The organism is Parashewanella spongiae, assembly GCF_004358345.1.
In the GTDB taxonomy this organism is placed as follows: Bacteria; Pseudomonadota; Gammaproteobacteria; order Enterobacterales; family Shewanellaceae; genus Parashewanella; species Parashewanella spongiae.
The window spans coordinates 2368670-2384842 of sequence record NZ_CP037952.1; the positions used below are offsets into that span (position 1 = coordinate 2368670).

Sequence of the window (16173 nt, forward strand, 5' to 3'; positions counted from 1 at the left end):
TTATGCCCTCAAATCTTGTTTTGTTTCGGTGCCATTCATAAATAGCTCATCAAGTCTATTGATGAGTGCAAGAGGCGGTTTATCATAATAAATACCTGATTTTGGCTGATTTGCTGACATCCCACGCAGGAATAAATAGTAACAACCACCGATATGTTTATCGTAATTGTAATCATCAATTTTCGGTTTTAGGTATCGATGTAAAGCCAATGTATAAAGAATGTATTGTAAATCATAACGATGATCTAAAATCGCTTGAGACATGTTTCGGATGCTATAACATTCAAAGTCATCTCCGAGATGGTTAGACTTGTAATCTGCAATATAATATTTACCGTTAAACTCGAAAGTTAAATCAATAAAACCTTTAAGCATTCCAATTAAGTCATCAAAAACCAAATTATCACCATAACCAAAATCTTGAAGTGCTTTATTGACTTGAGTTGCCTTAAGCTTCTTAATTGGCAGGTAAAACTCCATTTCGACAAGTTTTGCACTATTTGGCAGTTTATAGAGGCATAGCCCTTCAGAGTTCAATGGTGAGCCAAGTAAATCTAAGTACCATTCCATGAGCGGTGTTGTCCATTGTTCATCAATACCGTACTGGAGCATGGCTGCAGGAAGGTGCGTCTCTAAATCAGATTTTGCATTGGTGAAATCGATTAATTCTAATACTAAATGCATGAAGCTGCCGGCATTAGCACCTTTTTCAAAGTTAAACCTATCTTGCTTGGTGAAGGGGTCGATGATTTCTTTCTTATTTTGGCTTTCACTGAATGCTTCGGACAGGCTAAGACCTTCGTCATCGGCTCCGGGATGCACTCGTTCATGAGTCTGGTGTTTTACTAAACCCGAATAACTTCCAACGCGCCAAGGTGTTGTTATCATACGATTGAGTTCTTTTGTTGTAAATTCATCAGTGGCTTGATTTTTAGGTGAAAAGTTCGTTGTAGATAGTGCTTCAACATTTATTGTACTGATGTTTATCGCTTCAGACTGTAATGACAAAGCTTGCTCTTGCAGTTTATCAAAATCACAATCTTTACTATCAACACCTAAAAGATAACCGATAGCTGTTTCAAAGAGTTGACTACTTAACCCTGACTTTTTAGTGAATCGACTGTGGTTGGCAATGGCTAAATAACAACGATAAACAGGACGAGTAAGCGCAACATAAAGTAAACGCAAGTCTTCAGCGAGTGTTTCACGTTTTTGTTTTTCCCAGCCTTCATCCGTTTGTTCAATATCCCATGTGAGCTTACCGTCTAAATGATAAATCATAGGCGATGGTCGGCGGCGGTTATCACGAGCTAGACTTACGAATGGCACAAAGCAAACAGGGTATTCGAGTCCTTTACTTTTGTGAATAGTAACAATTTGAACTAAGTTTTGTTCGCTTTCTAACCTAAGCTGTTGGTCGTCACTGTTGTTGCTGTTGACCAATTGCTGCTCATACCATGCAAGGAGGGCGCTTACACCATCAATCTCGGTAGATTTTTGTTGGAGAATTTCTGATAAATGGCGAAAATCAGTTAATCGCCGTCCGCCATCTTCATCATTTAATAATCGCGCAATAAGCTGAGAGTTTTTAGCAAAGGTGAGTAGTGTTGGCATGATCCCACGTTTATGCCACACGTTATGTAGTTCAAAACATTGCTCTAACAGTTGTTGGCGTAAGGTTTCATCGTTATTAAATTGATCAATTTGTAGTGCGGTAAATCCAAATAACTTTGTGGCTAAGGCGCTTCTTAAAAGGCGTTCATTTTTGGGATCTGCAAAACTACGTAAAATAATGGCAAGTTCTTGTGCTTCGAGACAATTAAGTACACTGTCTCGACTTAAAAAAACGCTACCTACATTTCTATCGATTAATGCTTGCTTAATGACTGCCGCTTCATTGCGATCCCGAACAAGAATGGCAATGTCTTTGGCTTTTATAGGGTTATTGTCATTAGCGTTAGCACTCATTGAGCTCTGACCCGACTCACTTTCATTGAGTAGCCTTACGATTTCTTCCGCAGCATCTTCAGCAAGTATTTTTCGTGCCGTTGTTTTATTTAAACCTTTTTCAGGCTCTTCGCTCAACAATCTTATGCGCAAAGCGGAAAGATCGTTTTCTGAATCTTGAATCACTTTATTTGCAGCATTAGGAGGTGTGCTTACTGCTTCAAATGGAATTGCTGCATTAATAAATGGATCTTTTGACTTTTTGAATAATTCATTCACACCTTCAACCATTTTGGTGCTCGAACGCCAGTTTTTTGCCAAAAAATATTGGTCATTCGTTTGATTTCTCGCGTTAATGTATGTGTGAATATCGGCACCACGAAAGGCGTAAATAGCTTGCTTAGGATCACCAATCATCAGCAATCCAGATTGATCAGTATGTTGGTAAATTTTTGAAAAAATATTGAATTGTAGTGGGTCGGTATCTTGGAATTCATCAATTAGCGCAACAGGAAAACGCTGATTAATTTGTTGTGGTAATGATTCAGAATTTTGAGAAATGGCTTGTGATAGTTGAGTCAATAAATCATCAGGCGTCAGTACATTTTTTTGAATTTTTTGCTGGGCAAAGCGTTCTCGAATATCAGTCAGTGCCTGATACAAAAAGGCTGGTTTTATTTGATTCGTCAGTTCATTGATTCTTTCAATGTGAGCAAGTAGCTTGGCTTGTTTAGGATGAGGTAGCACTCCACCTTTGTTAAGTTTAATGTTCGATAATGCCAGCATCTCCATCTCTTTTTTAGGAGGAAAACCTACACCATAATTTGCCCAATTATTGAGCCGATCGAACATTTGTATCAGTTTTGGATATCCGTCTGATTTTTTACCAAATCGAACACCACTTAAGGGTAAATCCATTAGTTGCTTGAGAGCGGAGTTGTGCTCTGAAGGCCAGCGAGCCTTAAATTGACTCAAGCTTTGGGTTAATTTTTCAGAAACCTCACTAAATTTGCCCGGCTTTACTAATGGCGTATTGTCGAAACTATTAAGCAAAGGGCGTAACTGTTTTATCAAAGTATCAGGATCTGAAAACTCATTTTGAATTACTTGAGCCATTTCAGGTGGTAACGTGTAACAATACTGACGCCAATAATCACGAACAGCGTGGTGCATGTATTCGCTGTCATCTAAAGTAAATTCGGTTTCAAACAGCAATGACGACTCGAACGCCATGTCGGTAAGTATTCTCTGACAAAAACCGTGAATAGTAAAAATTGAAGACTCATCGAGTGATTTAAGTGCTAAATCTAGCCTTTTTAAAGCTGCTTGTTTATCGGCTTTAGGTGTTTCTTTTAATAGCTGGTTTATAAAATCATCATTACATTCAAGCCCTAAAAAAGCGTGGTAGGTAGCTCTGATACGATTACGAATACGATCACGCAACTCTTCTGTCGCTGCATTGGTGAATGTTACAACCAAAATTTGCTGGCAGGTAAGGGGAGTGTTTACTCCTCTACCGAGAAGCAGTCTTAAATAGATCCCTGAAATCGTATAGGTTTTACCTGTGCCAGCACTAGCTTCGATGAGTCCTTTTCCATAAAGAGGGATGGTTAATGGGTTTAACACTTGGGCTTGACTCATTTTACAGCCTCCTTATTTTTGTTAAGTAGCTCGGCATCGACGTAATTACTCAATTTCGCTAGAGTATCTGAAGAATAAATTGAAATCATTGGCAGCAATACATCGTGGCTTATTGCGCCAAATGTTTGCTCTGAAAAATCATCAGGAAACTGATATAACCGACGATAATGTGGGTCGTTACTTTCACCTAGCTGGCTTTGTTCGTCCAGCCATTGTTTTTGGCAGGTGGCAAGTTTTTTTGCATGCTCACCTTCTTCATTGGCATAAGCTAATGATGTTTTCGGGAGAAAAGGTAATGGAAAAGTTAAACCGTTAAAGTAATGGCTTAATAGTCCAGCTAGTTTTTCTTTGGCTGAGTCAGCTTTTAAGGGTAACAGTGCATGATAATGGCTAATGTCAAGAAGGAAACTGTGATGTTTATGACCCATAGCATTTAATGCTAAGTGTCTGATGTATAGCCTGATTAAATCGCGCCCGTGGGCTTTACCGGGACGAACATTAATTAAGCCTTTTGCACAAACATCATCAATTCGACCAACAAGTGTTAAACTTTGTGCGACTTCGTCAAATGATAGGTTGATATCGATGTTTGATGATTTTTCTTCGCCCCTTAAAAACAAACAACGGCCAATAAGTGGTGCTAAATCTTGTTTATATTGGCTGAGTAATATGTCATCAAATGGCGAAACAGGTAATTCACCAGTGGCTTTTATTTTGGAATAAAAGCCATCGTCAACATCTTCAACTCCTTGAGAAATCGACTGTGTTAACAATGAGTCTTGTAGTTTATAACGCTCTAATGCATTGAGTGTGAATGGTTCATCGTTTTCATCTTGGTCGATATTGATGCCAAGATCTAAATTTAAGGTTCGGTTAAAAAAGTATTGTGCAGGATTTCGATAAAATCGGATCAATGCGGATAAATCAAGTTCTTCAATAGCATCTTGAGTTGTATTTATTTTTATATCGGAATTGATAAACGCTTCAGGTTCGATAAGCTTGTTTGGTGGACACCACTGCGCATCATAGCTGGCAATTTTTTTGGATATTTCTGCATTCTCACTTTCATATAGTGAAGTGTCAAATGGCTGTAACGGCTGTGATTTTATCAGTTTATTAATTAGTCCTTTTTCATAGTTAGGTGACGTTTTAGGTAATTGATAACAGAGCTGGCAATACTCTTGGAGTTCAGAAACCAACATGGACGGTATACGCTCACTGTTGTCACGCTCACTGTTCCCTATGTAACTGATGTAAAGTTGTTGTCTTGCAGAAAGCAATGCTTCTAAAAACAGGTATCTATCATCTAGCCTTCTCGAACGATCACCTTTACGAGGTGCATATTTGGAAACTAAATCAAAGCCCACAGGATGTTGGGTTCGAGGGTATACACCGTCATTCATGCCCAGCAAGCATACAAGTTTAAAGGGAATAGAGCGCATTGGCATCAAGGTGCAAAAATTGATTGAACCTGCAAGGTAGCGTTGGCCTACTCTGGACTCGGTGAGGCTTGCGGTAAACCAATTGTTTAAAATGCTAACGTTTAAATCGTCGTAGAAACCCGCGTCGGTGAGTTCTGTTTTTAATTTTGTTATCGCATCGCGGATCTCTTGTAACTGTGGACGCTCGTAATCATCGGCTACATAAAAAGCATCGACTAATGTGTTTAATTGTTCAAGACGTTCTGTTGCATTGATAGGTTGATTAAATAATTGGTGATATTCATCAATGGCCTCTATGAAGTTGAGCAGCTTTCCTAAGGATTGAGCTGACATGCCTTCAACGCCTTCAACTTTTAAACTGTCGTGGTAAAGTGGACTATCGTCACTGAAAGCGTACCCTAGGATTAATCTTTTTAAGCCAAAAGCCCAAGAGTTTTGCTCAAAACTTGGAATACCAAGTTCAGCACGGTTATCTTGATCTCTGCCCCAGCGAACGCCCGCTTGATTTAGCCAACGTTTAATAAGTTGAAGTTCGTCATCGTCAATGTTGAATTTTTGTAATACGGCAGGTACTTCGAGAATACTGATAATATCAGTGACCGCGTAGCGGCTTATCGATATTTTTAATAAACTTAAAAAGCTATTCACTAACGGAGATTCTTGAGCTACACCGCGATCTGCTATTGCATAGGGTAAGTAGTGTTGACCTTGCTTTGATGAAAATACTGCATCAATATATGGCGCGTATGAAGCGACATCAGGCAACATAATTACGATGTCTTTAGGTTTTAGTTTCGGATCCTGTTCAAGTTTTGTAAGAAGGTGATCGTGCAAAGTTTCAATTTCACGTAATGGGCTATGGCAACTTACAAACAGGATGGAATCATCACTTTCAGATACGATTCTTCGTTGATCTGATTTACGATATACGTCAGCATCAGGCCCTAAAGGTTGCCCGAGTGTTTCCATTTCAAGGATATCGTGCTGAATACCATGCAAAATTGTCGGTGAATTTTGATTTAACGGGCTTTGATAATATTCAATACTGAGATCTGAGTTCAGTTCAGGTAGCTCCAAAATTAAATCCAGTAATTCTCGCCCCATTTTACCATTGTTTGCAAGCAGAGGGTTTCCTACTTCAAGTTTATCTTCCCATAACTCAGGCAATTGATGCTTATCGGCAAATTGAACCGCCATTTTAGCTCTTAGCTTTGGATCAACAATATCACCCCAATAATGTTGGCATGGACTCAAATTAAACATGAAGACATCAATGCGCTGTGCGAGACCATGAAGGATCTCTATAAACTGCGGCGGCATTGATGAAATACCAAAGACGAATAAACGTTTAGGCAATGAGTCATAATTCGAACTTTCATCTATGAGTTTATTGATTAAATGGTGATGTAAGTTAGCGCGGTGATATTGGCTTTGTTCTAATACATTGTTATTAAAATCGATTAAACATCGCCATAAAATGGGTTGCCATTGTTGATCTGGCTCTAGTTCAATGAGTGATTCATTGTTTTCCCAAGATTCAATCCAGTCAGGCCTAAAAACTAAATATTGATCGAAAATGTCAGCGATTCGGTTACAAAGTTGATAATGCTTTTGATCATTAATTTGTTGTTGATTTTTTTGATAATTGATCGATACGGAATCATCTTGAGACTTGAGATACTGCTTTAAAGGTAAAAACTCGTCTTTATCAATGACTGTTGGTAACAGACTCATTAACTTCCATGTCATCATCGCTTTTGTGAATGCATTTTCTTTTGGTACTTGGGGCAATAAATCGTGGCAGAGTTGCCAAGTAAAACTAGATGGAAGAGGAAAGTCAATTGCGGCAGCAATACCATTATGCTTTGCAATTTCAAGTCGTAACCAAGTCGACATTCCAGGGCTTTGCACCAACACTTGTTCTGGTTGAAGAATTGAACGGCCATTTAAAGGTTGCGATAGCAAACTGGCGAGCTTTTCACTAAGTGATTCCATTCGGTTTGACTGGATAAGATAAAACATATTTAGCCCAAATGATTTTGTAAAAATTGATAGTTAAGCTCATAATCATGCGATATGCAGTGTTACTGCCTGATTTTGAGTATATGTGTCTGATTTACCTAGTTCAACAAACTAATCTATTTATTACTTTGATAAAACACTTTTATACGTAACTACAACTTTTAAGGTGAGTAAGGCGATAGCATTCAGACCTTAAAAATGATGGTTTCATTTACCTTAAGTTGCACTTAAAATAATTAGTTACTTTCTACTACCGATGTTGTAGTGTTGGGTCAAATTTAGTCTGTTTTTTATATAGTTATCAAAGTGTAGCATGAGTTGCTAACTAAGCTGGCTCATTACAATATTATATCCAGCTTTGGAAAGTTGCGAAAGAAAGTATACCGATGAGTTCTCGTCACTCCAGCGCAGGCTGGAAACGAAGTAACGACAGTTTTGTATGTCGGTAGTCTAGTGCCTTTGCTTTTTTCTATAAAAGCCACTGGATACCAGCCTTCGCTGGTATGACAAAGATTGGTACTTTCTAAATCGCTAGATCCCTTAGTATATGCAATTCTTTTTGCTCAATCTTTTCTTTGACGGCAAAATTTATGTTTTTGGTGAATCCTCCAAATCATTATTCAATGCGTTATCCAGTATGTGCGTGTCAAGTTTTTTGCTGGTATCAATACCCAACTGCTGCATTTGGTGAGCTTGCCTGATGACGTTCCCTTTTCCTGTTGACAGCTTACCCATGGCATTTGCAAAACTTTTATCAGCTGTTTCAAGAGCACGACCGAGTTTATTCATGTCGTCAACATAACCGCACAGTTTGTCATAAATTTTACCTGCATGTTGCGCGATACGCTGTGCATGTTGGTTTTGGTATTCATAACGCCATATGTTATGAATCGTTCGCAAAGCAACTAATAAATTCGTAGGGCTGACCAACATAACATTATTCTCAAGCGCGAAAGTTACCAGATCAGGATCGTTTTCTAGTGCAATTAAAAATGCTGGCTCAATAGGGATAAACATCAACACATAATCAAGACTTTTGAGCCCATGAAGTTGCTGATAGTTCTTTTGACTTAACCCTTTAATATGTGAGCGTAGCGAGAGTATGTGCTCTTTAATGGCTTTTTGACGTTCGATGTCATCATCACTATTAAAGTAACGTTCATAACTGATCAATGATACCTTTGAATCGATAACAACATCTTTATCTTCAGGTAAGTGCACAATGACATCAGGTTTGAAGTGCTTGCCATTGTCATCCTTTAAATCTGTTTGAGTTTGATACTCATGCCCCTCTCGCAATCCACTTTCTTGTAAAACACGATCGAGAATAACTTCTCCCCAATTACCTTGCTGTTTATTGTCGCCTTTTAAAGCATTAGTAAGGTTTACTGCATCTTGACTCATTTGAATATTTAATTGTTGCAGTTGCTTTAGCTGATGCTTTAAAGCGCTGCGCTCTGATTGTTCGTGTGTATAAGATTCTTTAATCTGTTGACGAAAGCCTTCAAGTTGTTGCCTAAACGGGCCTAGTAGTCCCGTGAGTTGATTGTTATTTTGATTATTGAGCTTTTCGCTACGTTCTTCAAAAATACGAGTAGCCAAGTTTTCAAACTCTGTTTTCAATCTTGCTTCTGCTGACTCTAGCATTAACACCTTGTCATTTAAGGCTTGAGACTCAGCCTCATACTTGGCTTGCAATGTTTTTTGCATTGCATTTGACTTTGATAGTGCGAGTTGAGATTCCATATGTTTTCGCTGAGCGTCATCGAGTTTTAATTCTAAGTCAGCAGCTTGATCAGCTTGTGCCTGATATTTCCCGAGAGATTGTATGCTATCCTCAAATTTTGCTTGATAAAGTTGTAATTGTTCTGTTGTATCATCCAGTTTAAACTGCAATTGTTGTTTGATATTTTGATGTTCTTGATCTTTTATTTCAGCAACCTGTTCCCAGCGCCTTCGTGTGAGTTTTTGATTCAGCAATGCCCCGATTAGAATAGATAAGCAACTCACTGCCAAGAAGGCTATAATTTGAGCTGTCGAGAGAGAATCAAGAATGGTTAAATTTGGCATAAAAATGAATAGTTCAGATAAAAAGTTTAATCGAATAAGGATGTCACGCTTAGTAATTAGCTTCAAGTATTGGAAGCTGTTGTACGGAATAATTTATTGATAATTTCACGAAACTAAAATCAAATTATCTCTGTCTAATCTTGCATTGAGGACATCGTAATCTGTGAGAGGTATAAAGTGACGAATAAACGAGTATTCATAAAAGGTATTTTGAACAAAGCTACATGGAACACATCTGATAACGAAGTAACTCCGGAAGCCGTTTTTAAGTCGCGTCGCCAGATCATAAAAACGTTAGGTCTTGGTGCTGTAGGGGCTAGCTTGTCTACTAATGTAAACGCAGGATTAATTGATTTATTCGGAGACTCAAAGCCCGCTGAAAAATTTACGATTAAGCCTCTTGATTTTAGTGAAAATCAAGCATTCAAAATTTCAGAGCAACTCACTCCTGAAACAAAAGTAACCAGCCATAATAATTTTTATGAATTTGGTACCAGCAAAAGTAACCCAATTGAGAACGCGCAAGGTTTAAAAGTTGAGCCTTGGACTCTCACCATTGATGGTGAAGTTGATCATCCAATCACTCTGAATTATGACGATTTATACAAAATAGTGGCTTTAGAAGAACGGACTTATCGCTTAAGGTGTGTTGAAGCATGGTCGATGGTTATTCCTTGGGTTGGTTTTTCTTTAGCTGATTTAATCAAGAAAGCCGCCCCAAATAGCAAAGCTCGATATGTTGCTTTTGAAACTCTGTATGATCCTGAGCAAATGCCAGGGCAGAGAAATCGTTTTGTTGGTGGTGGCATTAACTATCCTTATGTTGAAGGGTTAACACTCGCAGAGGCCATGAATGATTTAAGCTTTTTAGCTGTAGGTTTGTATGGAAAAACATTACCACCTCAAAATGGTGCGCCAATTCGCTTAGTTGTGCCATGGAAGTATGGTTTTAAAAGTATTAAGTCAGTGGTAAAAATCCGCCTTACCGATAAAAAACCGCCAACCAGTTGGAACTTACTCGCTTCTCACGAATACGGGTTTTATGCCAATGTAAACCCAAATGTTGACCACCCAAGATGGTCACAGGCATCCGAACGAAGGATTGGTGCGGGAGGCTTATTCTCAGCTAAACGTATCCCAACCTTGCCGTTTAATGGCTATGGTGAACAAGTTGCCAACCTATATAAAGGGCTTGATTTACGGAAAAATTTTTAATGAAAGTAAATCGAAAACATTTACCGTGGGTGAAAGCTGTCTTTCACCTATTTGCACTTGCACCAATAATCTATCTGTTCTTACTTGTTTTTGCGGATCAAGCTGGTGGCGATCCTGTGCAATTTATTATTCACTACACAGGTATTGGGGCTTTAAATACATTATTGCTGACATTATTGATTAGCCCAGCCGCTAAAAAATTTAAAATGTCTTGGTTAATGCAAACCCGTCGATTAGTAGGTTTATATGTTTTTGCGTACGCGACGTTACATGTTGCATCGTATTTTAGTTTTGACTTATTGTTTGAGTGGTCACTATTAGGCGAAGAAGTAATTAAACGTCCTTATATATTAGTTGGTGCAGTTGCATATTTAATATTGTTTGCATTGAGCGTGACATCATTTAAAAAAGTAATGGCTAAAATGGGTCATAATTGGCAAAAACTTCATAATTGGGTTTATTTTGCTGTTATATTAATATCTATTCATTTTTATTGGTCTGTGAAGTCAGAAATAATTGAGCCAAGTATCTATATTTTTATTGGGTTATTACTTGTGGGTTTACGTTTTAAAAAATTGACTTCCAAAAAAGCTAGATAATACTCAAATTTTAAAACTCATCTATTATTTGTTTGATGAGTTTTAAACCTCGGGCATAAATGTTCATTAATTTAACTATTAAGATGATAAATGTTTAATTTATAAATGTTAAATGTGCATGATATTCTACATTTAATACTTTATAAATAGGTGAGTAATTTGGCTATATACAAAGCTGGTATATCCGCTACCTCTCAGCCTGGAAGTGAAGGAGACTTCATGGACATTGAGTATTCTGTTGCTACAGAAGCTGATAGTGTTTTGTGGAAAGATATATCAGGAAGCCTTCCATTATTTGGACGTGCCGAATATAAAAAACAATTCGAAAAGCTTATAAATGTATCACTGAGCTGTAGTGAGCGATTGGCCGCTTTTGATATTTTAAAGCCCAAAATAAACAGAGGTAAAACGGATAGAATTCTAGCCAAACTGAATTCCAGCGGAGTTCCATGTTTTGTATTTGCGTTAAAGAATAAACCAATTGAATATTCGGTTAAACATTCCGCTTTAGAAAATAAATTAGATGCTGAACTTCATGATGAATTTAAAAAATATAATTTTATTCACTGGGAATCAGCTTTTGTCGGCGATTTAAATCGAGCTTGTTATGTATTTAAAAATGAATTTACTAAATTTTCATTTTCACATACAGACAATATTGCCCTTGAGGTAAAAAAGGAAAAGGCAGAGGCTATATGTTGTAATCCATTTCAAAAAGAAGTTGTTTATTGCCTTGGACATCAGCTCGTAGCTGGTATGCTTATGCAGACTTTTTCTGCATTGAAAAGCCCGCTTTTAAAAAAAGTGAATGCTGATTACGAATTTGAGAAAACGGCATTAAATACTATTAGATTCAATTATAAACAAGTGATGAAGTATGAAGCGAGTCGTCGAAGTTTTGTAGATGCAGAGTCAGATGAGTGCGATTATGAAACGGTGACGTGTAAACTTTCTTTTTTGATTAGTCAATTACACTTTTCATGTATTTCAGTCACAATTGAAACGACTCCTAGAGAAAGTATCGATGGAGTAACACTAAGGCAGCAGAAGCTTCAGAATGCACTACTGTTGAGTAATAATTCAGCGCAATCTAATATATATCTCCATACCCTAGTTCTTTTTAACTCTAATAATACTAATTCAGCCCGCCTCGATGCTTATAGTGAGTTAAGGTCTTTGAGTGGTGAAGATTCGGGTATTGATTTCAAATTAGGATTATTAAGAAATCAATCTTGTTTATTATCAATGTCTCTTCCAAGGGAAAAACTGCGAATTGAATTGAAAAGAACAATTGAAGCGAGTCAGTTGCAAAGTAAATTCGAAAAGCAGTTGTTAGAACTCAACAAATCTGAAATATCAGATCAATTTTTTAAGGATTTAACAAGATCAGAATATAGGTTTTATTTTGATGGCAAGGCAAAAGAGTATACTAGAGTAAAAGAGTCTAATGTAAAAGCGGTTGAAGAAGCTATAAACTCACTATGTGAAAGTGACTATCAGCGAAATGTAGTACGTTTTTTAGGGTCTCAATTAATGTTTAACGAGGCTAAAAGAGTTATGCGGCGCTTTAATGTGTCATATCATCAAGGAACGAGTACACAATATAAATATACAAAACTTCAGGATAGCGTTGTGAAGTTTGATTTTGAATACAAAACCGAACTTAAAATGAAAACTGAATGTTCTCCTGTAGGCTTTGATTTGAAGTTTCGTTCATTGAAGTGGAAGGTGTCTTGTCTTATTTTTCAAAGCAAGTTGTTGTGTACGGATATGCACGTTGAAAGCGAATTGATCAATTCAGGTGAGTAATAAAGTAAAGTACGGCCTGAGCCGTACTTTAAATAAATATGAACTATTTAGCGTTCATAAGGGCGACGGCATTATCTAACATACGATTGCTGAAACCCCACTCATTATCATACCAAGCCATCACTTTAACAAGACGGCCATTCACTCGGGTTTGAGTTGCGTCGAAGTTTGATGAATGTGGATCATGATTGAAGTCAATAGAAACTAATGGCTCTTCATTTACATGAAGTACTTCTGACATAGGTGCTACGCTGGCTGCATCTCTAATGATTTGATTCACTTCTTCAACCGTAGTATCACGTGAAGCAACAAAAGATAAATCAACCAAAGATACATTAATAGTAGGTACGCGGACCGCTAAACCGTCAAATTTACCTTGAAGCTCTGGAACAACTAAACCCACAGCAGCAGCTGCACCTGTTTTGGTTGGTATCATTGACATTGCTGCAGCGCGAGCGCGACGAACGTCAGTGTGGTAAACGTCAGATAAGCGCTGATCATTAGTATAAGCATGAATGGTAGTCATTAAACCCGATTCGATGCCAATTGCATCATTTAAAGGCTTAGCAAATGGAGATAGACAGTTAGTCGTACATGATGCACTTGAAATTACAGTCATGTCTGAAGTTAAAACATCATTGTTTACACCGTAAACAATCGTAGCGTCAACATTCTTTCCAGGAGCGGAAATGATGACTTTCTTTGCACCTGAATTCAAATGTGGTTGCACAGCTTCTTTTGAAGCGAAGATTCCAGTACATTCGAAAACGACATCAACATTAAGTTCTGCCCATGGAAGCTTGGCAGGATCTCGCTCTTGAAGAGTAACAATTTTGTCACCGTTTACATATATCGCTTCATCGTCGTGATCAACTTTGGCATTAAAACGGCCGTGAACAGAATCATACTTTGTCAAATGGGCATTAATTGCCGCGTCACCGAGATCGTTAATAGCAACAATCTTGATTGGGTAGTTTTTTTCGCTTTCATATAAAGCACGAAGTACATTTCGACCGATACGGCCATAACCGTTAATTGCAACGCGGATAGTCATTCGATATCCCTTAATGTGAGTTTTAAAAATAAGTTAGTTATAAAATTACCAAACTGACATTATCAGTCAAGTGAGATCGTTAAAAGAGTGATGTTTTCGTCAAATAAAGTTCGTTTTTCCAACCTTGATCTCTATTTTGGATGGTTTTATTCAGGTTGTCGATAAAAAATTACATTCTGTTCTATGATTTTACACGTAAATTGTATTTTAAATTTGAGCTCAGAATCATTTTTCACCCAATCTTCTTATTGCCAAACTGTAGCACTTTATTCGAGTGAGTTTTCGTGACCTAATTCTCATGTTTTAGATTTTAAAATGAGCAACAAGCTGATCATTTTATTGTCGCTGGTCAAGTCGTTAGTTAAATGTACTCATTAATGAAAATATTTTGATTAATTTTTAAGGAATTATTTTTACAGTTGTCATGCTAAGTAACTGATATATTTCAGTCTCAAATCATAATTATTAACGATTTATTTCTATTTGTTGTAATGATTACAACATTCAGCTTTTTCAAGCACAATAGTAGGCTTTTTATCTAATAAAATTACAGTCTTGTTGTAAGCGAGTAGGCTGGCTTGTGCATAAAGTTTTCATTACAATTGCGCCGAATCTGCTGCGCAGATATCTCATACCCTACTTTTGATCGATTTTCACCGAGTGCTCTAATTTGTGGAGTCACTAAAGAAAGTGAAATAAAGGATTTTTAAATGAATGCTGATAAACACCTAAATAGCTGGCAAGAACGTTTCGAACTAGCAGAATCTATGCAGCCTCTGCTAGGTAAGTTATATCGAAACCAAGGTGTAGAAGTTGAAGTTTATGGCAAGCCTCTTTTGAATGCCTCTACTATCGATATAATTAAAGCTCATCGGTTAGTTAAACATCACGTAGGCAATAAATTGCGTTTACGTGAGAGTTTCCCCTTTGTTGATGCATTAAGTAAGTTATCGGTTAAGCATTGTAAAGTTGATATCGGCAAATTAGCGGTTAATTATTGGCGTAATCATGGTGATGAAAGCAATGTAGAAGCATATATGGCGCTTGAGCTTGCTCAAGGTATTGAACATGCATCTGATATTGAACCAAAAGATGTCGTTTTATATGGTTTTGGTCGTATCGGTCGTTTATTGGCTCGACTGTTGATTGAAAAAACAGGTCGCAGTAATAAACTACGTTTGCGCGGTATTGTTTTACGTGGTGGTAAAAAAGGTGACCTAGAAAAACGTGCTAGTTTACTACGTCGTGACTCTGTACATGGTCCATTTAATGGTTCAATCGATGTCGATGAAGAGAATAATGCAATCATCGCCAATGGTACCTATATCCAAGTTATCTATGCCAATTCACCAAATGAAGTTGATTACACTCAATATGGCATCAACAATGCGCTTGTTGTTGATAATACAGGTATTTGGAAAGATGAAACTGGTTTAGGTCTACACCTTAAGTCAAAAGGTGCTGCAAAAGTGCTATTAACTGCTCCTGCGAAAGGGCAGATTAAGAATATTGTATTTGGTGTAAATGAAAATGATATCACGTTAGAAGACAATATTGTTTCAGCAGCAAGTTGTACAACCAATGCAATTACTCCTGTCCTGAAAGCGTTGAATGACAAGTACGGGATTGAAAACGGACATGTTGAGACCATTCACTCGTATACGAATGATCAAAACTTGATTGATAACTATCATTCTGCAGATCGCCGTGGACGTAGTGCACCACTTAATATGGTTATTACTGAAACAGGTGCAGCCAAGGCAGTATCTAAAGCACTGCCAGAAATGGAAGGCAAGCTTACAGGTAATGCTATTCGAGTTCCTACGCCTAATGTATCAATGGCAATTTTAAGCTTAAACTTGAATTCAGAAGCCAATAAAGAAGGTGTTAATGAATTTTTGCGTGAAACTGCTCTACATTCAGAATTACGTAGCCAAATCGACTTTACTGAATCGACAGAAATTGTATCAAGTGATTTAGTTGGTTCTCGTTATGCTGGCGTAGTTGATTCACAAGCTACTATTGCAAGCGGTAAGCGCGCCACATTATATGTATGGTATGACAATGAGTTTGGTTATAGCTGTCAGGTTGTTGGTGTTATGCAAAAAATGCTTGGCTTGAACACGCTATCTTTACCAAATGGCTAATAATTCACCATTGGTTTTAGGTGTGAGACAGTAATTTAGTTTGCTGTAGTAATGAAAAATAATTAAAGCATCTTTGTTTTATATTTTGGTATAGAAGAAAGGTGCTTTTTTGTGGCTGAAAATAACGCACATTGCTGAATTAATAAGTGTTTTGGCGCATTATTATTCAAACAAACGCTTTTATTAATATTATTGCAAAATGATGTTTGACTCTGATTAATAAATCC

General features: G+C 37.4%; 8 protein-coding genes. 4 read left to right on the top strand and 4 right to left on the bottom strand.

The features are described from left to right. The 3 genes from recB to rmuC form a co-directional block, all read right to left on the bottom strand. Positions 1-3588: an exodeoxyribonuclease V subunit beta gene (recB, locus tag E2I05_RS09075; RefSeq protein ID WP_121853486.1), complete on the bottom strand. Its 3588-nt coding sequence runs from the start codon at positions 3586-3588 to the stop codon at positions 1-3. Next, positions 3585-7052: an exodeoxyribonuclease V subunit gamma gene (gene recC, locus E2I05_RS09080; protein WP_121853485.1), complete on the bottom strand. Its 3468-nt coding sequence runs from the start codon at positions 7050-7052 to the stop codon at positions 3585-3587. Before recC ends, recB begins: the two co-directional genes overlap by 4 nt. 588 nt (positions 7053-7640) lie before the next feature. Beyond that, the gene (gene rmuC, locus E2I05_RS09085; protein WP_121853484.1) at positions 7641-9122 is read right to left on the bottom strand and encodes a DNA recombination protein RmuC; all 1482 of its coding nucleotides are present in this window, start codon (positions 9120-9122) and stop codon (positions 7641-7643) included. A 177-nt stretch (positions 9123-9299) separates the two neighbouring features. On the opposite strand from rmuC, the gene msrP reads away from it, so the two are divergent. From msrP to E2I05_RS09100, 3 genes are all read left to right on the top strand, one after another. Then, positions 9300-10337, top strand: coding sequence for a protein-methionine-sulfoxide reductase catalytic subunit MsrP (gene msrP, locus E2I05_RS09090; RefSeq protein ID WP_121853483.1), 1038 nt, complete (start codon positions 9300-9302; stop codon positions 10335-10337). Further along, positions 10337-10936 (top strand): protein-methionine-sulfoxide reductase heme-binding subunit MsrQ, encoded by a 600-nt coding sequence (msrQ, locus tag E2I05_RS09095; protein WP_121853482.1) that lies wholly within the window; start codon positions 10337-10339, stop codon positions 10934-10936. Before msrP ends, msrQ begins: the two co-directional genes overlap by 1 nt. Before the next feature lie 159 nt (positions 10937-11095). Continuing rightward, positions 11096-12745 carry a hypothetical protein gene (locus E2I05_RS09100; protein ID WP_133309583.1) on the top strand — a complete coding sequence of 550 codons (1650 nt, stop codon included), beginning with the start codon at positions 11096-11098 and terminating at the stop codon, positions 12743-12745. 43 nt (positions 12746-12788) lie between these two features. Here the strand turns inward: E2I05_RS09100 and gap are convergent, their stop codons facing one another. Next, positions 12789-13799 carry a type I glyceraldehyde-3-phosphate dehydrogenase gene (gene gap / locus E2I05_RS09105; RefSeq protein WP_121853480.1) on the bottom strand — a complete coding sequence of 337 codons (1011 nt, stop codon included), beginning with the start codon at positions 13797-13799 and terminating at the stop codon, positions 12789-12791. Between the two features lie 710 nt (positions 13800-14509). Between gap and E2I05_RS09110 the strand changes: the two genes are divergently transcribed. Further along, complete coding sequence (locus E2I05_RS09110) at positions 14510-15946, top strand: glyceraldehyde-3-phosphate dehydrogenase (protein ID WP_121853479.1); 1437 nt, start codon at positions 14510-14512, stop codon at positions 15944-15946. Positions 15947-16173: the final 227 nt, after the last annotated feature.

Coding starts and splice junctions, on each gene's coding strand:
- recB (WP_121853486.1), bottom strand. CDS start 3,588: ATGAGTCAAGCCCAAGTGTTAAACCCATTAACCATCCCTCTTTATGGA.
- E2I05_RS09110 (WP_121853479.1), top strand. CDS start 14,510: ATGAATGCTGATAAACACCTAAATAGCTGGCAAGAACGTTTCGAACTA.
- msrQ (WP_121853482.1), top strand. CDS start 10,337: ATGAAAGTAAATCGAAAACATTTACCGTGGGTGAAAGCTGTCTTTCAC.
- recC (WP_121853485.1), bottom strand. CDS start 7,052: ATGTTTTATCTTATCCAGTCAAACCGAATGGAATCACTTAGTGAAAAG.
- rmuC (WP_121853484.1), bottom strand. CDS start 9,122: ATGCCAAATTTAACCATTCTTGATTCTCTCTCGACAGCTCAAATTATA.
- gap (WP_121853480.1), bottom strand. CDS start 13,799: ATGACTATCCGCGTTGCAATTAACGGTTATGGCCGTATCGGTCGAAAT.